Genomic DNA, 19449 nt, shown 5'->3' with positions numbered 1-19449 from the left:
CACCTGAAGTGGCTTCACACCGTCATCTCCAACGCGAAAGCTTTTATTGGAGGAACCTTTCACGGCTTAGATCCTAAGCATCTTCAAGCTTATCTTGACGAATTCTGTTACCGATTTAACCGCCGCGAATTTAAAAGCGAGTTGTTCAATCGACTCGTACAATGCTGTATCTCGACTACCACGATTACCTATCCTGAGCTAGTTGGATAATCAAATAAAATAATTAATCTAAAAATTGCTTTGGAGCATATTGATGGGATAGTTATAAATCCAGGAGAAACATTTTCGTTTTGGAAACTAGTAGGTAAAACGACAAAAGCCAAGGGTTATATCGAAGGTTTAATGTTATCACATGGAGAAATTCGAACTGGTACGGGAGGTGGGCTATGCCAATTAGCTAATATGCTATTTTGGCTGGCTCTTCATACACCGCTTGAGATCAAGGAACGTCATCATCATAGTTTTGATATATTTCCTGATGATAGAAGAGTTGTCCCTTTTGGGACAGGAACAAGTGTTTTTTATAATTATGTAGATTTGCAATTTTACAACCCAACAAACTTTACGTTTCAATTCAATATATTTTTATCCGATGAATATTTGGAAGGAACGATAAATTGTAACGCGGATTTGGAATTCATATACAAAGTGGAAGAAAGAAATCATCAGTTTTATCAAAATGAGGACAGGTGGTATAGGGGAAATGAAATATGGAGGATGGAAATAAGCAAGCATGATAATGAGAATCTTGTTAATGAGGAATTGATAATTAAGAATAATTCAGAAGTTAAATACATGAAATCAAACGAATTTACTGAATCTTTGTAAGATATTCAATGATGTCTATTCCATCGGATTACACCGCACATTTACCTCGTAGCAACGAAGCCGGCGTTTCGTCGCAGGGGGTACGGTCGAGAGCTGACGCTGAGTCTCATTGACGTTATCATAAACGCTAAGTTAAGATAAGCAAGTCATGTAACCGATTTAAAAAGGATTAAGGAGGCTTTTTATGTTCCAAGACCCGCTAGACCCTAATCCATATTCACAAGAATATGCCCAGAAGCTTGATGAACAAGATGAGCTTGGATGTTATCGAGAGCAATTTTATATCAAACCGGATTCGATTTATCTGGATGGCAACTCGTTGGGATTACTATCCAAACGTGCCGAGAAAACGTTACTGGAAATCCTAGAGGCGTGGAAAACGCAGGGGATTGACGGCTGGACACAAGGCCAATACCCATGGTTTTACCTAGCTGAGAAGCTAGCAGCCATGAGTGCACCGTTAGTCGGGGCATCCGAAGATGAAGTGATCGTAACGGGCTCAACAACAACGAATTTGCATCAGCTTGTGGCCACCTTCTATAAACCGCAAGGCAATAGAACCAAAATTTTGGCGGACGAGCTGAATTTCCCTTCGGATATTTATGCTCTGCAAAGTCAGTTGAAATTGCATGGATATGATCCTGCCAAGTATCTCGTTCAAGTAAAAAGCCGCGATGGACGCTTCCTCCAAGAAGAAGACATTATTTCTGCGATGACGGACGAGATTGCACTCATTATTTTGCCAACGGTACTGTACCGGAGCGGTCAATTGTTGGATATCAAGCGCTTAACGGCTGAGGCCCATGCTCGCGGCATCCTCATTGGCTTTGATGGCTGCCATTCCGTTGGATCTATCCCTCATTCCTTTAGTGAATGGGATGTCGATTTTGCCTTTTGGTGCAATTATAAATATCTGAACAGCGGGCCGGGCGGAACGGGTAGTCTGTACATCAACCGTAAGCACTTCGGGACTTCTCCAGGCTTAGCGGGATGGTTTGGAACACGAAAAGATAAGCAATTCGATATGGAGCATCAATTCCACCAAGCTGAGACGGCAGGTGCTTTTCAAATCGGTACGCCTAACATCCTCAGCATGGCTCCGCTCATTGGTTCGTTGGAGCTTTTCACAGAGGCCAATATTGAAAAGCTGCGTCAAAAATCTCTGCATATCACGCAATATTTCATGGATCTGATCGAACGTGAATTAGACGGGATGGGCTTTATGATCGGGAATCCGAGAGAGGATGAGCGTAGAGGCGGGCATATCAGCCTGGAGCATAGGGACGCAGCCCGAATCTGCAAAGCCCTCAAAGAGGAGCAGCACATTGTCCCTGATTTCCGCGCTCCTAACATTATTCGTTTAGAGCCAATTCCACTCTACACAACCTACTGCGATGTGTGGGAAACCGTGCAACGATTGAAAACAGTCATGACGGAAAAGCAGTATGAAAAATTCGATAATACCCGTGATGTAGTCGCATAAGCTTGTGGAAGGAGTACCTTTTAACCATGATAGATATTTCTCGCCGTTTGGAAAAAGGGGTTCCGACTTGGCCCGGAGACACGGCTTTCTCCTATGAAGTCAGCTGGTCCAAAGAGCAAAGCGGTTCGGTAAACGTAGGAAAGCTCACGATGAGCATTCATACGGGCACTCATATTGATTCGCCTTTTCATTTTGACAATAACGGCTGCAAAGTGATGGACCTCGATTTGCAGCTGTATATCGGTCCGGCACGCGTGATAGATGTATCCGGAAGATCGAGCATCGGTGCGGAAGATTTGGCGGCTTATGATCTAGACGGTGTCACTCGCCTGCTGCTGTGCACAAGCTCTTGGTCCAATCCGGATGTATTTCCTTCGGAAATTACTTATTTGAAGGCGGATCTAGCGGCATTTTTAAATAAAAAAGGTATTCGACTGATTGGTGTAGATGTCCCCTCTGTCGATCCATTGGACAGTAAAGAGCTTGCGGCTCACCATGGCCTGCATGCTTATGACATTCACATTTTGGAAGGGCTTGCCTTAGATCATGTCAATCCGGGTGATTATGAATTGATCGCCCTTCCTCTTCCTCTGGCAGAGGCGGACGGCAGTCCTGTAAGAGCAGTGCTTCGACCATACACAGCATAGAAAAGGAGCTAAGATCATGGCCGACTTGCCGAAAAATGAAAATATAGTTTCAGACTTTTCCAAAGCAATGTCCTACGGAGACTACCTTCACCTGGATCAAATATTGTCCAGCCAGATTAGACTGTCTGACCACCACGATGAAATGCTGTTCATCATTATCCACCAAGCCAGCGAGCTTTGGATGAAGTTGATCCTGCACGAGCTGGATGCCGCGCGGAGCTGTATACAGCAAAACAATCTAGAGCCTGCCTTCAAAATGCTGGCTCGTGTCTCCAGAATTCAACAGCAATTGGTCCAATCTTGGGACGTATTGTCCACGCTGACTCCTGCGGAGTACATGCAATTCCGGCATAAGCTGGGCAGCTCCTCAGGCTTCCAATCGTATCAGAACCGTATGATCGAATTTATGTTTGGATTGAAGAAGCCGAGAGTGCTTGCTGTCTATGAGCATCAGCCTGAACTCCACCGGCAATTAACTGCAGCGTTGAACGAGCCGAGCATCTACGATGCTGCCATCCAAGCGCTTGCCATACGTGGTCTCGAGATCAATCCTGCTTATTTGCAGCGCGACTGGTCGCAAGAATATACTGAGAACGACAGCGTTAGAGAAGCTTGGCTAACCGTGTACAGGGACGTTGAGCAATACTGGGATCTGTATGAGCTCGCAGAAAAGCTCGTCGATATCGATAGCCGTCAGCAACAATGGCGTTTCAATCATATGGGTACAGTGGAGCGCGTTATTGGATTAAAGCATGGAACCGGCGGATCTTCCGGTGTCGATTATTTGAAGCATGTAGTCAGCCAGCGCTATTTCCCTGAATTATGGAGCCTTAGAACGGTATTGTAATAGTAAATTGTATGAGAAAGCTTATCCGGCTTTTGATAAGCTACTGGGTGAAGAGAACGCTTTCGGTTTTTCTTTGTCTTTTTTGACAATAATGACAAATTGGATGTCTGATGGACGCAGGGAAGGTATACTAATCGTACTAGCTGTTGCAAGTGGGGGGATCTTGATTTGAATTTTTATCAGGACGTATATACGGCAGTGTCTATGCTTAACATTTTACTTGCTATTGTCGTTGTGTTTTTGGAAAGACGCAATGCGGCGGTGACCTGGGCGTGGCTGATGGTGCTGTTTTTCCTCCCTGTTGTCGGATTTGTACTGTATTTGTTTTTGGGACAAAACCTGACCCGAAGAAGGTTTTATAAAATACAAGAGGATAAGCAGAAAATAATTGATGCGCTAATTCAGAACCAGAAGCGGGATTTCCGGCAAAAGGGCGTCCATTACAAAGACCCTTCCATGGCGCAGTATCAGGATATGATTTATATGAATCTGACAGGAAGTCATGCCTTGTACAGCCAAAATAATGAGGTGGAAATCTTCACGGAAGGAACTGCCAAGTTCGCAGCGCTCCTGCGGGATATGGAAGAAGCGAAGGATCATATTCACTTGATATACTTTATTGTACGGGACGATGGGCTCGGCCGGCGGCTGATGGAATTGCTGACAGCTAAAGCGAAGGAAGGGGTAGAGGTTCGCTTCTTGTACGATGCGATCGGCAGTTCAAGCCTGTCTAAACGTTTTTTTCAGAACTTGAAGGAGGCCGGGGGGCAGGTAGAGGCCTTTTTCCCTTCGCGCATCCGTTATATCAATAAGCGGCTCAATTACCGCAATCACCGGAAGCTGGCGATTATCGATGGACACTATGGCTATATCGGCGGGCTGAACATCGGGGAGGAATATCTCGGATTAAGCAAGCGCTTTGGGTATTGGCGGGATACGCATTTGCGATTGACGGGCGGGGCCGTCCTTCAAATGCAAGCGCAATTTTTGCTCGATTGGAACTTAGCGTCAGCATCACCGGTTTCACATGAGCTCAGTTATTTTCCAATTCGGGTGTATCAGGGCAATGTGGGCATTCAAATCGTATCGAGCGGGCCGGATACGGAATGGCAGGAAATCAAAAACGCATACATCAAAATGATTTTGGCGGCAAAGGAAACAGTGTTGCTACAAACGCCGTATTTTGTGCCGGACGAGAGCTTGATCACCGCGCTCAAAATGGCGGCGCTTTCCGGTGTTAGTGTAAAGCTCATGATTCCGAGCAAGCCCGACCACCGCTTCGTGTACTGGGCGACACGTTCGTATATCGGGGATTTGCTGACAAGCGGGGTCAACTGCTTTCTATATGAAAAAGGCTTTCTCCATGCGAAAACGATCGTGGTTGATGGGAAAATTGCCACTGCTGGAACAGCGAATATGGACAACCGGAGCTTCAAGCTAAACTTTGAAGTGAATGCGTTCATTTATGATACCGAGGTGGCGGGCCGGCTGCAGCGAATTTTTGACCAGGACCTGGAGAATTGCCGCGAGCTGACGCTTGCTGCTTATCGTAAGCGCCCGCTGATCCAGCGCTTCGTGGAGGCGATTGCCCGATTATTATCGCCGATTTTGTAGGACTGCAGGTATTTGTCAGATGACAAGAACAATATCCTATTAAAAGACGCATCTAATGCGGCTTTTTCATTTTATGGGATAAAGTGCTTGTCATTAGGCGATGACAAGCACTTTATCTCATTCCCGACAGATCGCTTTGAAGGGGATTAACCCTAATAAAGCCACCGCGGCTTGCTGATTAAAACGGGGAGGATAGCGCAAAAATACATCATTAATAAGGCTGCCGCACCCGGCAGCCTTATTACGATTGGGCAGGATAATGAAAAGTACATGAAGAAGTAAACCAATAAAACTGTCCACTTTTCTTTCCAATCCTTTGAGAAACTTATGGAAGGAGCTAGTGTTATTGAAGGTGCGGTGTGGAATTAAAGGAATCGTTATAAGTAATAACAAACTATTGACTATAAAGAAGTATGATGAACAATTTGGTGCTGATTTTACGTTACCAGGCGGAGGCCAAGAACATGGTGAAAATTTGATCGAAGCGCTGAAACGTGAATTTCTAGAGGAAGTGGGTTGCCAAATAGAAGTGAAACAGTTCAGATTTTTAAGTTAGGGAAAAATCATCACGGGAATAGCATGGTAGATCCGAATACTGTAAGCGTCAAAAAGTCCTCAGCGCGCCTAGCTAATTTTTTATGAGTCTTCTTAAATCAAACCGATTTTGTTCTTGCAAACGTTACTTAATATAGGAAAGGCAGCAACAAAACCATCAATACCCAGCAAAACCGTAGCATTAGAACTTTGATGAGAGGAGGAAACTTTCGTCCCACTTACCTCGGTGAATGCCGATAGACTATTTTTAAAAAATGGAGGTAATCACATTATGAAGAGATTAGCAGCAGTTTTGTTGACAACGGTTTTTGTTTTATATTCGGCACTTGGTTTCGGTAACTCTGCACAAGCGGCGACCTCAGCGAATTGTGTTAATGGCGGTTATTCGGTTGTCATTGACGGCAAAACGTACAAGGGCGACCAAACAATCAAAATGAGTAGCTTTGTGACAAAAGATATTCAAGTGATCGGTACATACAATGAGTTCTCGCTTAATGTGGACACGTTTTCGGTGAAAAACTACACCCTTACTGGTGTGGCAGGCCCTGGTGATATTACTGGAGGCAAACGCACCGTTGTGTACACGGAAAAAACGCCGCAACTTCCAAGCAATCTCGTTGGAGAACTGGAAATCCGTTTAGATAAAGGTTCCATTAGTTTACTGCGTAATGGAGCAATCAAAATGAAAATTCAGGCCAATGACTGCTCACAGGGCGGCCTTTTCCAACAAGAAGCCGATTCCAATGTTGTCATTAAAAATGTTTTGAGCGAAGGATTCAGTTATATCAAAGTTAATGCGACGGGCAACCTGACGTTTACAAACGGAGCCGTTAGCGGATACGATAGCCCGCAAAGTGCAACAAACATTAGTTTTGATAGCAATACATCTTATTGGAATGTCGCTGCGGGCGGGCGCGTAGGTATGGTAATTGGCGAAGACGGCGTTCAAGGCGGAGCTCCGACAACACCGACGAATCCTGGCTGAACCGAAAACGACTAACTCAATAGGATTGGTGAAACCGCCGAGTGATACGAACGCTTGGTGGTTTTTCATTTCACTTAGTCTATGTTAAACTTTGTTGTTGATTTTCTTATTGATTAGACTGCCGCTGTTTTATTACGCTATTGTCTTCGTTAGCGTAATGATATGGACTTTCATCTTTGGTACGGTTCAGCATATCGCTCTTAAGGCGAAATTCCATTAATTGCACTCGATAATAATGACATTCAGCCATAGGTCTGAATGCCATAATGGCGCCGTCATAAACTTCTGAAGGCACTGGATCATACAGCAAGTCCTTTTTCTCGGTTACCACCTTTACTTGGAATCGTTCCGCAAGCTTTTCTGTTTTCTTCAATCCATTCTCAGCATAATCCCATGCCGTCACCTGATATCCTTGCCTTGCCAGAAATACGGCGTTTCTGCCTTCTCCTTCATATGGATCATTGCAGATGAAGCATGCGGGTGCTGGAGCGTATTACCGATTGTATCGCTTTATCGGGATTCGGCACCTCGATTCCTACCGTTAGAAGCAAGCTTAAGACGAAGCCGATCATCAGCAGCATCGAATATACGGCAATCTCCGCCCACTGGCGTTTTTTCAGTAATCCCGGAAGTTCAAGGAGCGTCAATACCGTAAAAGCAACAATCAATGCAAATACCTTCATGAGGTCAATCCCCTTCAATCGTTTTCAGCTTTGTCAGGGTAAGTTCTTTGACCGAACCTGCGAAGCTTTGCATCAACTTGTACGTTAACCTCTAGTTTTCGGAACTCTTCCGGCCAATTTGCGGAGAGCTTTCTCCATTCAGCTGGGTATTTACGGTGTACGGCTTCACCGAATTTGAAAATATCGACTCCCCACTTTTGCGCTTTGGCGAGTGCGGAGCCGATTTCATCTTTAATTACGGCAGATTTCTCGGCTTCCAATCGTTTAAACATATCGGGCTTTGTTAAATTGACCGTCTCCGACATCTGCTCCCCCAGATTGCCTTCTTCTTTTATTTTCACGTTAATCTTCAGACGGCCGTTCATCATCTCAGGCTTGACCTTGACGGAGGCCCGCGTAATTTCAAGACTTACGTCCCTTGGCTCCTCCTTGGGCGATTTCACTACAATGATACCGCCTTTCACATCCCCAAGTATCCATAGCAAGCCACGGGTTTCTTTTTTATCGAACCAACCGATCAGCTTATCCTTGCGCAATATGGCCGTATTTTCCAGCCGTAGCCTCTGCTTGCTATTTCCATCTTGTTTAACTTCCAAAATTCCGGGTATATAGGGATCGCTGGATTTGCTGTCAATCGTTTTTAAGAAATCGTGTAAATTGATTTCCGGGATTTGGGAGGTAGAGATTGAAATTCTGGCAAGATTCTCGATCGCATCTGCGGGAACTTTTTCCTGCTCATGCGTACTCTTGATAATATCCGAGGCTTTTCCTTTGGCAATAAAGATGCGGCTGCCCTCACGAAACTCATGATCCCGGTTCATAAACTCAATCAGAGGAACTATGCCCGATTTGGCCGTTGCCTCACCGATCACAATCACTTTATTATGCGCAAAAAATAATTTTCTTTCCGCCTCGAACGTCGCGTTTCGGGCAGCCTCAAAAACCGTCCGGCCTTTACTTGTAATAATGAATGTTACTTTACCTCGGCCTCCGCCTCCGCCTCCGCCTCCGCCTGAAGTGTGAGTTCCTTCTTGATCTCCTGCGGCAGCTTTCACTTCACCCGGCTTTAGGATTTGAAAAGTAAGGGTAATTGAGCCTCTTTTCTCATTGTCAATACCGATCGCCTCAACAATAGATAGCGTATCCAGCTCCTTTCTATTCCAGCAGCCGCTAACGGCAACCATCGCCAAGATCGACAGGGTGCAAAAAAGAAGGCGGCATTTCACAGCCGGATCCCCTCCTTCTTGCGAAAGGAAGAGACGATCAGCAGAATGCCGGGAATAACCACCATATAGAACAGCGCATACCACGTTAAAGTTTTGTAGCCGGTGAATTCCTTTAATTCCACAACGCTTGGAGAGATCATAATGCTAAGCGGAACAAGAATCGTGCCCATCGGAAGCACAAAGGTTTTATAATCCTTAAAGTTGAACATCTGCTTCAAGCCAAGTACGGCCATATAATAATAAAACGATATTTTCACAAAAACGCCCAAAACCCATACTCCGACATGAATGGATTCCAGATGCTCCAGAAAATTTCCAATGCTGATCATCTTTACGACTTGGAAGAACGGAAAGGAAAGGCGTTTGGCATGCTCGATACCATACACGGTTAATACGGGGATGGTAATCAGCACAAAAAATATACTTATAAATATCATACTGACGAGGATCGCTCTTTCCGCTTTTTTCCGGTCGTTCAGAAAAGGCAAAATCATAGTCATCCCTATAATTTCTGTAGTTCTGGCCGCGGATGTAAAGCCGTTGTACAGAACTGGCATAAGTCCACTTTCCAAGACAGGCGACAATTCTTCCAAACGCATCTCATTGAACAGGAGCAACAGGATGGTAATAACCGTAACCATAATGAGCGGCGCAATCAATTCGGACAATCGGCCAATGACTTCGATGTCCTTTCGGACGGCATAAGCGCAAAAGAGAGTGAGCGAGGCGGCGAAGAATAAAATGGGAGTTTCAGGCATAACCATCGTCGTAAGAAACAAATCGAATTGAGATAAGGTGATGGCCGCAAAATGAAGGAAAAACCATATGTATAAAAAACCGATCCCTTTACCCAGTTTCCCTAGGAGGGTTTGACTATATTCGATAATGGACTGTTCCGGATATCTTCTCCACAACAGATACAGGGGAATCGCGAACAAGATGTGGAAAGGAAAGTTCAACAGCTCGGCGATCCAAAAATCCCGATTTTTCGGCGGCGACGTTAGGCCGGGAAGATACGTGAGCGTAATGACTATTCTGCTAAGGATCATCAGATAGACGAGCTGTTTGTAGCTGATTTTGTTCGATACCGTCATCCATTACCCTCCCTTCCGCTCCGATTGCGGGTTAATTCGTCGAGCCGTTTTCCGGTGGCGCCGGCATTTGCTTCTTTTGCTGCCTGTCCGTATTTGAGGTCCCGAGGCCCTGAGGCCGTCGATGCATGGCCCACAAAGGAACCCTCACCAGCACATCCTTCATATCGCCCAAATTCGAGGGTGTCAGAGGAGACGTATAGGGAACCCCAAAGGAACGAAGAGAACACAGGTGAGTCAAAATTCCGGCGACGCCTAACCAGATGCCGAACTGTCCGGCAAAGCCCGCCAATATAATTAGCAAAAGTCTTGCAATCGTAAGCGGCTCAATCAAGGCCGGGACAACAAACGAAGTAATTGCGGTAAGAGCGACCACAATAACCATCGGCGCCCCGATCAGTCCAGCCGAGACGGCCGCTTCTCCCAGAACAAGTGCGCCGACAATGCTTACGGCTTGTCCGACCGGTCTTGGCAGCCGGATGCCCGCCTCTCTCAAAATTTCAAAAATGATCTGCATCATAAGCGCTTCAATTATGGACGGAAACGGAGTGCCTTCCTTGGAAGCCGCGATACTAGTCAATAATCTTGAAGGCAGCAATTCCTGATGAAATGTCGTAATCGCCACATAGGCGGAAGGCAAAAAAACGGAGATCAAAAAAGCCATCCATCTTAACATTCTTATAAAAGTCGCGTAGTACGGACGTATATAATAATCTTCACTGCTTTGAAAAGCCTCGATCAGCAAATACGGAGCGGTGAGCACGAAAGGGGTTCCGTCAACAAGTATGGCAACTCTGCCCTCCAAAAGCTTTGCACTGACCACATCCGGTTTCTCACTGTTTCCGATTGTGGCAAATATGGAGAAAGGTGCATCCTCGATAAAAGATTCAATATAGCCTGACTCCAATATGGAATCGGTTTGTATCTTTTGAAGCCTCTTCTTCACTTCAAGGACGATATTATTATCAACAATGCCCTTAACATACATAATGCCGACGTCCGTTTTCGTTTGCCGGCCGATTGTCATTAATTCCAGCTTCACATTCGCATTCTTGATTTTTCTTCTTACCATAGAAACATTAACTTGGAGGCTTTCCACAAAGCCTTCTCTTGGTCCTCTTACGGTAACCTCGGTTTCCGGCTCGCTTACTCCTCTTGTTTCAGCGCCTTGAAGAGCAACGGCTAGAGCCGCATCCGAGCCGTCAATGAATAAGACAGAGTTTCCGGATAAAATGGCATTCGTCGATTCCATCAAAGTATTGACTTCAGTCAGACTGGCAACGGAAAGTATATTTTCTTTAATGACTGCCAATGGATGTTTGCAGGGAATGCCCGATTCGAGTCGAGTCCCACGAAAGTCCGTCATCAATGTCATGATGACATGTTCCTGAAGCATTTCCTTATCGACCAGACCTCTCAAAAACACAACAAACGCATCGATCTGGTGTTCCGTTCCAATTTTGAACCGCCTGACGACAAGATCGTCTACATGCTTAAATTCGCTCATGACGGTCTGTAGATTCTCGTTTAAATCTTTAGAAAGGTTGAGTGCTTCCGATTTAATTTGATGAAAGTGGGGTTGAGATACCGCCAGCCTGGTTAATTTATTAATTAAATTTATCAAAAGGAATCACATTCCAGTATCGGTTATTTTTCTTGTAACATGCTGTATTATTTTACATTTGATAACATTTTATGCAAACCGCACTTGACGTTAGCTAGCTGTCCAATTGTAAACGTCAATAGCCCCAAGCCTATCATTGTACTGGGGCTGTTATAGATTTATCACGAATTAAAGACATGGCACATCAGTGAAATAGACGATGACCAAGGCAAAAACGGCTCCAGCGACTTCGGATCACGGGGATCCTCGAGCTGCGGCAATTTCTCGAAAAGATGCATGAGGTACTTAAACGGATGCAGTCCATTCTCCTTCGCCGTCTCGATGATACTGTAGATCGCTGCACTGGCCTTCGCGCCTCTTGGCGTGTTAGCAAACAGCCAGTTTTTTCTCCCAATGACAAACGGCTTGATCGACCTCTCGCTGCGATTGTTATCGATCTCAAGCCTTCCGTCCTTCAGAAAAGCGGTGAGCTTCTCCCACTGATTCAGACTGTAGGCGATCGCTTGTCCAACCAAACTTTTCGGCAGCGTTCGCGATCGCTGCTGATGGAGCCATTTCGAATAAGCCTCCAATACCGGAAGGCTTCGTTCTTGCCTTACGGCATGCCGTTCTTCCGGCGTGGCATCCTTCAAGTCGCGTTCAATGGCGAAGAGCGCATTGCAATACGTCAGCCCCTGACCCGCCGCCGTGTCCGATTGCCCCTTCTTCTCCGGCGACGCTTTTAACGCTTCGTCATATTTGCGCCGGGCATGTGCCCAGCATCCGACTAGTGTAACACCAGCGACTTTGTGGTAGCCTGGATAACCGTCCACATGCAGATACCCCTTAAAGCCGGTTAGGAAGTTCCAGGGGTGTTCACCGCCCCGTGTCATCTGGTAGTCATAGAGCACAGCCGGCGATACGCCTCGGCCGGTCCGGTAGAGCCACAGATACGATGTGGATTCAGCTAATCTTCCCGGTTCGCGCAGCACCTGCAGTGTCGTCTCATCTGCATGCAGTGTCTCCTGCCGGAGCAAATACGCCTTTATGGCATCGACCATGGGGGACAACCACTGCTCCGCGCCGTAAATCATCCAGTTCGCCATCGTTTGCCGGGACAATGTAAAGCCCAAACGGGCGAACATCTGCTCCTGTCGATAAAGCGGCAAGCTGTCCACGTACTTCTGGCACATGATATGCGCTAGAATCGACGGAGAAGCGAGGCTCCCCGGATAGACGGGCCTCGGCATCGGCGCCGTGACGATAGGCGTCTGAATGTCTTCGCGCTCACAATGGCGGCAGGAATAGACCTGCCGCACATGTCGGATGACCTTGACTTGAGCCGGCACAATGGCGATCTCGCTGCGTGTCTCAGTACTCATCTCATGGAGCGCGCCGCCACAGCACGAGCAGAGCTGATCCGTTTCACTGAGTTCATAGGTCACGGTCTCAATCGGCAAACGTTCCAGATCCGCTTCGCGCTTACCGGTCGATTTTCGGCGCTCGTAAGTTACTTGCTCCGTCGGCAGCTCTTGCCCTTTAGGCGTTGCAAGTACCTCGGCTTCGTTGAACAAATTCAGCTCCAATTGATCGGGGCTCGTCTTCTCGCTTGATGCACCGAAGCGTTTTTGTTGCGCAAGACGGAACTGCTCCTCGTACCATTTGAGCTTAGCAGTAAGCTCTGCAATTTGTTGCTCCTGCTTGGCGTTTTGCTGTTCCAATTGTTTGATTGTCGTTAAGGTATCCGCTCGATTTTCCATACCGAATAGATTCGGTGAATGTCACTTTATCCCTGCTGCAAGGTATGGCGATACATCGAACTCGAATTAAACGACCGTTTCGGCCGTGACTTTCGGGTGTGCCTGCCGCTGACTAAGCGAAAGTCCATCCAGCAGCCAACGAAGCTCGCGGGAAGAGATGGTTGTTGCCGTGTCTGTGCTTGCGCGTGGCCACTGAAACGTGCCGCGTTCAAGGCGGCGGTAAAACAGCCAGAACCCGTTGTGCTCCCAGTGCAAAATTTTGAGTTTGTTTCGCTCGCGATTGCAGAACACGAACAAGCACGGCGAAAAGGGATTGAGCCCGAAGCCTTCCTGCACGATGGCAGCTAATCCGTCGATGGACTTGCGCAGATCTGTTGATCCAGACGCAAGATAGACGTGTTGGATACCAGATAATGTTAGCATGGCGCTTCCAGAGCTTGCACGACTTCTCTTAGCAGCCTTGGGTCGAAGCCAGAGCGGATCTCAATATGGGCTGGACCGATGTAAACGACAAGGGAAGCATGGTTGGTAAATTGGACGGGATCAGCAACTGTTAGCGGCACCCAGTGTGTAGGGGTAGTTACGACCTCGGAAGGAACTACTTTAAGTTTGCGGAACCAATACTTCAACTGCTCTTTTGTAACATGATGAGCATCGCACCACGCTGACATTGTAAGCCCACTTGCTTTGTAGTCCGGGGGCAGTTTAATGTAGATATTAGTTCTAAAAGAGGTAAATTATGTTATGGTAATGGATAATTATACCAAGGAGTGGGTAGAGAGCATTCGTTACAAATTAAATGCCCTAGACCTAGATGGTACTCTGCTAAATAGTCAGACCCTGTTGTCTGCCAAACATATTGAAGCAGTTAGAAAAACTCAAAATGCAGGGGTTAAGTTGTTATTGCAACGGGTAGATATTATATGCAAACGATGAGGATTATCGAAGAATTTAATTATGATGGTATTTTCGTTTTGAATGACGGTGCATTAATTATTGATACAAAAGATAATAAAGTAATATATGAAAATTCCTTCTCCATGCATGATGTAGAACAATTGGTAAAGGTCTGCCGAGAGAGAAATATTCATTTTGCTGCTTGTACCGCATTTGATTATTTTGTTGAATTCATTGATGATGTTCACGTAAAATATTACGGGAAATATGGTATTAATTACACAATACATGAAAACCTGTTATCTATAAAAGATAATGTAATGAAATTTATCGTCTCCGCCCCATCAATAATAGAAAATTGGACACATAATGAGTTGAAGATTAATATCAGCATTAAAACGGACGCGCCACATTTCAAGGAATATGCTCATTTCAAGGCAACTAAAAAGGAAGCTTTGGCTAAAGTATTAGAATTAATGAATTATAAACCGTCTGAAGTCATTGCTATAGGTGATTTTTATAATGATTTAGACATGATTGAATACGTAGGATTAGGAATCGCAATGGGAAATGCGCCTGATGATGTCAAAGAGAAAGCAAATGAGGTGACCCTTTCAAATGATGAAGATGGAGTTTATCATGCGTTAGAAAAGTACCTACATCAGTAGCTTGCTAAGCTAAACGTGTATGATGGCTCAATAAATATTAGGAAGGGCTGCCGAAACGGATCGGTGACCTTGTCTCATATTTCGGGCAGGGTAGCGGGGATATGAATAATCGCTTTTTGATTGAAATGCTTTAGCGGGATCTTATGAAAGCGAAGAAAAGAAATAAATGTTATCTTTAAAACCTCTTGCACCTTACGTAACGTAACGTTTTATACTAAAGACACCGGTAAATAGCTAGCGCCAAAGAAAGGAGTGGTTTATGCAACAGAATTGGAAAGTGGGGGATCTTGCCAAATTGACCGGACTTACTGTCCGGACTTTGCGGTTTTACGATCAAATCGGCTTATTTTCACCGTCAGGGCATTCCACAACCGGTCATCGGTTGTATAACGAAGCCGATATCAAACGACTGCAACAAATCTTGTCTCTTAAAGATTTGGGCTTATCGCTTGAAGAAATTCAGACGGTGCTGAAAGGCCATACGTTTGCCCCGTCTGACATCGTGGCTATTCAGATTGAACGTATCCGGAAAATTATTAAAACCGAGCAGAAGCTTCTGGCCGAACTCGAACGCGTGGCCGATTGAATGAACCATCAGGAGCCACCTTCCGTTGATGCATTTATTTCACTTCTGGAAACGATGAAGATGAGCCACGAAAAGTATATCATTGAATACCGGCTGAACTGGGAACGCCGTTTCGATCTGCTCAGCGATTTTCTAAACGATAATTAGACATGAGCTCTGTAGGAGGAGAATTTACTTATGAAACAACGATTTACGACTCACTCTACATTCCAAATTGAGCGCATTTACCGTACCTCTCTGGAACGGGTGTTTGCGGCATGGTCGGACCGGGGCGCCAAAGCGCGCTGGTTCCAGCCTGCCGAGGTATTCGACTTCCGCGTAGGTGGACGAGAATTTAGCAGGGGTGGCCCTCCAGGCGGACCTGTGTATACATTTGAAGCCTTTTACCAGGAAATCGTGCCCAATGAACGTCTGGTATACACGTATAGTTTGGACCAAGGAGAAGTCCGGATATCGGTTTCCATCGCGACTATTGAATTAAAGCCGACCAGTGATGGCATCAAACTGATATTTACAGAACAGGGAACGTTTTTCGACGGCCACGATATACCGGAACAACGTGAGCATGGAACTAAGGAATTGCTGGACCTTCTCGGGAAATCCCTTGGGGAAAGCAACGCAGACACCTTCGAACTCGTATCTCGTCGCAAGTTGGATGCCCCTCGAAGTTTGGTGTACCGGGCTTGGACGGAGCCGGAACTCCTCGCCCAGTGGTGGGGACCTAACGGTTTCACGAATACTTTCCACACTTTCGATTTAAGACCCGGAGGCGTCTGGGAATATACCATGCATGGCCCTAACGGAGCCGACTACCCGAACCGAAGCGTATTTCATGAAATCGGGCCTGAATGTATTGTGCTAAGGCACGAATCCAGACCTCACTTTATTCTGACTGCTACATTCGAGGACGTCGATGGTGGAACAGAGATCACTTTTCGGCAGACTTTCGAAACAGAGGAAGAATACACCCAGCTCAAACCAGTTTGCGAAGAGGCGAATGAACAAAATTTAGACAGGCTCGGATTGCTCATGAAGAGGCTTTCCGAATAAGTTTGATAAACTCCCATACATCCGATGCTCTTACCCCGTACATCTGTGTTAACGGGTACCTGATGGAGTTGAAAAACGTAACCACGCAAAAGACGAAGGAACTGCTCTGGCAGTCCTTCGTCATGTGGTGGTGGTGGTGGTGGTAAAACGCAGAACCCGTCCAGAGGTAGAACGGGTTTCGCGTTTTTTCATTTCAGCGCCTCGGCAACTTGAGAATCTAGCGTCATGTCCGTAAACCAGTTAGGATAAAGCGGCGCAGGACGCGTCAACTGCTCCAGTGCCGCGATCTCCTCCGTTGTCAGCTGCAGCTCGGACGCCTTTAAATTGTCTTCCAACTGGGAAACTTTGCTCGATCCGACCAGTACACTGCACACATGAGGCTGTGTCAACAGCCAAGCGAACGATACTTGTGCCGGTGTGGCGCCATGATTTTGGGCGATATCCCGAATCGTATCCAGCACTGTAAAGCCCCATTCCTTGTCGTGCGGAAAAAAATCGAAGCCACTCAGCCGGTTATTCGGATCGCTCAGATTGTCGCGGGTATATTTGCCGCTTAAGAAGCCGCCGGCCAAAGGACTCCACACCGTTAGACCGACGCCGCTCGCCTTCATGAAAGGAACGGTATCGTGCTCGATATCCCGGCCGACCAAGGAATAATACATTTGCCCATTAATGAAGGTCGCCCATTTGCGTTCGCGCTGCATCTGTACGGCATGAGCGGCCATCCAAGCAGGCCAATTGGAATAGCCGATATAGCGAACTTTACCTTGCCGGACAAGATCGCCAAGCGCCTCCAGCGTTTCTTCGAGCGGGGTGAAAGGGTCGGTCTTATGAACGATGTATAAATCTATATAATCGGTGTTCAATCGCGCCAAGCTCGCCTCGCATGCCGAAAACAAATGCTTACGAGACAGGCCGGCTTGGACAAGGCCAGTATCTACTCGAAAGCCGACTTTAGTGGCGATGACCGTCTCTTTCCGACGCGCCCCGAGCAGCCGGCCGAGGATTTCCTCGCTTTGCCCGTCGGCGTAACCGTCCGCCGTATCGAAGAAATTGATGCCCGCGTCTAGCGCCAGGTCCACCAGCTTCTGTGCCTGATCCTGCCCTACCTTGTATACGCTTGGAATGTTGCCCGAGCCGAAAGTCATAGCCCCGAACGCCAGTTTCGATACGATCAATCCGGAATTGCCCAATTGTCCATACTTCATTTTTCATCTGCCTCCGTTTATTATTGTTGTACATTTCTTGATTTAAGTATATAGAACAGTATCCTCGGCACTCTTGAACGAACGAATCGCGATTTTGTACAAAATGCTCATTCTACACAATTGTTGTGTTGATCGCCTCCCAAAAATTGAGATAAAATGAAAAAGTAGTATTTGAGTGTCTCGCAAGGCATTTTCGATAAAGGGGGTAGAGCTTCTTGCCCGATTATCCTGTTGTGTCAAGCGATGTGTTCGGCTGGTCCGAAGTGAAGCTTTCGGGCTGGGAAGGTGTATCCCCGCAAGAGGCTTTCGAGCCGGCTCTGGCGAGCCATCTGATTGTAATACATACGACACCGCAGCCGGTGCGTGTGTTTGAGCGAGCGGATGGGTATCGCGGCGAGGGAACAGCGAAGCAAGGTGACATCAATTTATTTTCGGCGGGCGATATGTCGTACTGTAGGTGGGACGGAGCGCTTTCCTTCCAGCGTCTCGATTTATCGCCGGCATTGACGGACAAAGTCGCCGCCGAGCTGGAGCTTCCTATTGGGAGCGGCAGTGCCATCGATTTCGGAAGGCACATTCGGCTGCAAGACGACCGTATTACGCAGATGGCGCAGTGGCTGCTCGAAGATTTGAGAAATGGGGGGCTCGGCGGCAAGTTGTATGTCGATTCGCTCGTCCGGATGCTGTCCGTTCATTTGCTCCATCGCTACGGAACCGCCTCCGGGCACCGCGAGGCGGTTCCTCATCGGCTCGTTCGAAAGCAATTGGACGGTGCTTTGCAATATATTCACGCTTATCTCGAGCAGGATATTTCCTTGGACGATATTGCGGCGGCGGCACATGTCAGCTCATCCCACTTAGTCCGGCTCTTTAAAGAAGCTACGGGGCTTGCCCCTCATCAATATGTCATTCGCGAAAGAATTAACAAAGCGCAAGAGCTGCTCGTCAAAGGCAGTTCCGTCCATGAAGTCGCCGCGTCACTCGGCTTCAGCGATCAAAGCCATTTGCACCGCCATTTTAAACGAATTGTCGGCGTCACCCCACGCGAGTATATCCAAAGTTTCAGGTAACGGCATGATCTGCGAACTATAGAAAAATGCTAAGCTAAACTTTGAGTGTAAAAACGGCTTGTGGTTATATGATTTTTAGCTAATGGGGGATGAGGTGCAATGAGAAGCAATAAAGAAATGTTTGAGTTGATATTAGGTGTAGCAGAAAAAAATGAACGGATTCGAGCAGTCTATATGAATGGTTCAAGAACGAATTGCAATGCTCCAAAAGACATTTTTCAAGACTACGATATTGTTTATGTTGTAACGGAGACAGCCTCATTTTTGAAAGATAAAAAATGGATAAACATTTTTGGAGACTTAATTATGATTCAAGAACCGGATAAGTTAGATCAAGATATCGGTGCGAAAATGGATTTCGATCGCACTTACGGATATTTAATGCTATCCTGAATCCGTGAAAGTGAATATATGAAAACAATAGAATATGAACGTCCGGTGGCTTAAAATGGAGAAAAGAGAGGAACTCTTCGTTTTTCTCAACTTCACCCGGAGGTGCAATGATGAAACCTGTTCGATTCAATTTGGACCAGTCGATGGAAACACTGACAGCACATTCTGGTCTAGCACTCATCGGCTTGCTTCTTTCACATACGCGGACAGCCAAACGTCTCATAAAAAATAGATTACCTGGCGTTCATAATCCAA

The 19449-nt window shown here is 46.4% G+C and carries 19 protein-coding genes and 4 pseudogenes; 14 read left to right on the top strand and 9 right to left on the bottom strand.

Going from position 1 to position 19449, the window contains the following annotated elements; genetic code table 11:
* From O9H85_RS36555 to O9H85_RS36520, 9 genes are all read left to right on the top strand, one after another.
* Window positions 1-210, top strand: a 210-nt coding sequence (locus tag O9H85_RS36555) for a transposase (RefSeq protein ID WP_269886249.1), incomplete at its 5' end; no start/stop codon positions are given.
* A gap of 9 nt (window positions 211-219) precedes the next feature.
* A complete protein-coding gene (locus tag O9H85_RS36550; protein ID WP_333474311.1) occupies window positions 220-828 on the top strand; it encodes a VanW family protein in 609 nt (202 codons plus the stop codon).
* 27 nt (window positions 829-855) lie between these two features.
* Window positions 856-969: a GNAT family N-acetyltransferase gene (locus tag O9H85_RS38160; protein ID WP_409348269.1), complete on the top strand. Its 114-nt coding sequence runs from the start codon at window positions 856-858 to the stop codon at window positions 967-969.
* Between the two features lie 43 nt (window positions 970-1012).
* Window positions 1013-2311, top strand: a complete 1299-nt coding sequence (gene kynU / locus O9H85_RS36545) for a kynureninase (protein ID WP_269886248.1) — start codon at window positions 1013-1015, stop codon at window positions 2309-2311.
* Between the two features lie 26 nt (window positions 2312-2337).
* Window positions 2338-2958: an arylformamidase gene (gene kynB, locus O9H85_RS36540; RefSeq protein WP_269886247.1), complete on the top strand. Its 621-nt coding sequence runs from the start codon at window positions 2338-2340 to the stop codon at window positions 2956-2958.
* 16 nt (window positions 2959-2974) lie between these two features.
* Window positions 2975-3805, top strand: coding sequence for a tryptophan 2,3-dioxygenase (gene kynA, locus O9H85_RS36535; protein ID WP_269886246.1), 831 nt, complete (start codon window positions 2975-2977; stop codon window positions 3803-3805).
* Window positions 3806-3973: 168 nt separating this feature from the next.
* Window positions 3974-5419: a cardiolipin synthase gene (gene cls, locus O9H85_RS36530; RefSeq protein WP_409348267.1), complete on the top strand. Its 1446-nt coding sequence runs from the start codon at window positions 3974-3976 to the stop codon at window positions 5417-5419.
* 352 nt (window positions 5420-5771) lie between these two features.
* Window positions 5772-5975, top strand: coding sequence for an NUDIX domain-containing protein (locus tag O9H85_RS36525; RefSeq protein ID WP_269886251.1), 204 nt, complete (start codon window positions 5772-5774; stop codon window positions 5973-5975).
* 270 nt (window positions 5976-6245) lie between these two features.
* Window positions 6246-6959, top strand: coding sequence for a hypothetical protein (locus O9H85_RS36520; RefSeq protein ID WP_269886245.1), 714 nt, complete (start codon window positions 6246-6248; stop codon window positions 6957-6959).
* A 256-nt stretch (window positions 6960-7215) separates the two neighbouring features.
* Here the strand turns inward: O9H85_RS36520 and O9H85_RS36515 are convergent.
* From O9H85_RS36515 to tnpA, 8 genes and pseudogenes are all read right to left on the bottom strand, one after another.
* Window positions 7216-7410, bottom strand: a pseudogene (locus O9H85_RS36515) (class I SAM-dependent methyltransferase); the annotation flags it as partial.
* Window positions 7411-7417: 7 nt separating this feature from the next.
* A complete protein-coding gene (locus O9H85_RS36510) occupies window positions 7418-7642 on the bottom strand; it encodes a hypothetical protein (protein WP_269886244.1) in 225 nt (74 codons plus the stop codon).
* Window positions 7643-7656: 14 nt separating this feature from the next.
* Window positions 7657-8868 (bottom strand): Ger(x)C family spore germination protein, encoded by a 1212-nt coding sequence (locus O9H85_RS36505; RefSeq protein ID WP_269886243.1) that lies wholly within the window; start codon window positions 8866-8868, stop codon window positions 7657-7659.
* Window positions 8865-9962, bottom strand: coding sequence for a GerAB/ArcD/ProY family transporter (locus tag O9H85_RS36500; protein WP_269886242.1), 1098 nt, complete (start codon window positions 9960-9962; stop codon window positions 8865-8867). Before O9H85_RS36500 ends, O9H85_RS36505 begins: the two co-directional genes overlap by 4 nt.
* Window positions 9963-9993: 31 nt before the next feature.
* Window positions 9994-11466, bottom strand: coding sequence for a spore germination protein (locus O9H85_RS36495; protein ID WP_269886241.1), 1473 nt, complete (start codon window positions 11464-11466; stop codon window positions 9994-9996).
* Window positions 11467-11744: 278 nt separating this feature from the next.
* Window positions 11745-13322 (bottom strand): IS66 family transposase, encoded by a 1578-nt coding sequence (tnpC, locus tag O9H85_RS36490; RefSeq protein WP_269886240.1) that lies wholly within the window; start codon window positions 13320-13322, stop codon window positions 11745-11747.
* Window positions 13323-13388: 66 nt separating this feature from the next.
* A complete protein-coding gene (tnpB, locus tag O9H85_RS36485; RefSeq protein WP_269886239.1) occupies window positions 13389-13745 on the bottom strand; it encodes an IS66 family insertion sequence element accessory protein TnpB in 357 nt (118 codons plus the stop codon).
* Window positions 13739-14026: an IS66 family insertion sequence element accessory protein TnpA gene (gene tnpA, locus O9H85_RS38155; protein ID WP_409348268.1), complete on the bottom strand. Its 288-nt coding sequence runs from the start codon at window positions 14024-14026 to the stop codon at window positions 13739-13741. The genes tnpB and tnpA overlap by 7 nt, the downstream gene beginning before the upstream one ends.
* A gap of 40 nt (window positions 14027-14066) precedes the next feature.
* Between tnpA and O9H85_RS36475 the strand changes: the two are divergent.
* The 3 genes and pseudogenes from O9H85_RS36475 to O9H85_RS37595 all read left to right on the top strand — a co-directional run bounded on the left by O9H85_RS36475 (window position 14067) and on the right by O9H85_RS37595 (window position 16523).
* A pseudogene (locus tag O9H85_RS36475) lies at window positions 14067-14887 on the top strand (Cof-type HAD-IIB family hydrolase).
* 259 nt (window positions 14888-15146) lie between these two features.
* Window positions 15147-15620 (top strand): annotated as a pseudogene (locus tag O9H85_RS36470) (MerR family transcriptional regulator).
* 30 nt (window positions 15621-15650) lie between these two features.
* The gene (locus O9H85_RS37595; protein ID WP_333474310.1) at window positions 15651-16523 is read left to right on the top strand and encodes an SRPBCC family protein; all 873 of its coding nucleotides are present in this window, start codon (window positions 15651-15653) and stop codon (window positions 16521-16523) included.
* Between the two features lie 188 nt (window positions 16524-16711).
* On the opposite strand, the gene O9H85_RS36455 is transcribed toward O9H85_RS37595, so the two are convergent.
* Window positions 16712-17731 carry an aldo/keto reductase gene (locus O9H85_RS36455; protein ID WP_269886236.1) on the bottom strand — a complete coding sequence of 340 codons (1020 nt, stop codon included), beginning with the start codon at window positions 17729-17731 and terminating at the stop codon, window positions 16712-16714.
* Window positions 17732-17946: 215 nt separating this feature from the next.
* Between O9H85_RS36455 and O9H85_RS36450 the strand changes: the two genes are divergently transcribed.
* Both O9H85_RS36450 and O9H85_RS36445 read left to right on the top strand, forming a co-directional pair.
* Entirely contained in the window at window positions 17947-18801 is an 855-nt protein-coding gene (locus O9H85_RS36450; RefSeq protein WP_269886235.1) for a helix-turn-helix domain-containing protein, read from the top strand.
* Window positions 18802-18900: 99 nt separating this feature from the next.
* Window positions 18901-19188: pseudogene (locus O9H85_RS36445) on the top strand (aminoglycoside 6-adenylyltransferase); the annotation flags it as partial.
* Window positions 19189-19449: the final 261 nt, after the last annotated feature.

Source organism: Paenibacillus gyeongsangnamensis (genome assembly GCF_027533625.1).
In the GTDB taxonomy this organism is placed as follows: domain Bacteria; phylum Bacillota; class Bacilli; order Paenibacillales; family NBRC-103111; genus Paenibacillus_G; species Paenibacillus_G gyeongsangnamensis.
Note: the sequence above shows the minus strand (reverse complement) of the source record. Positions and strands in the feature narration are given on the sequence as shown.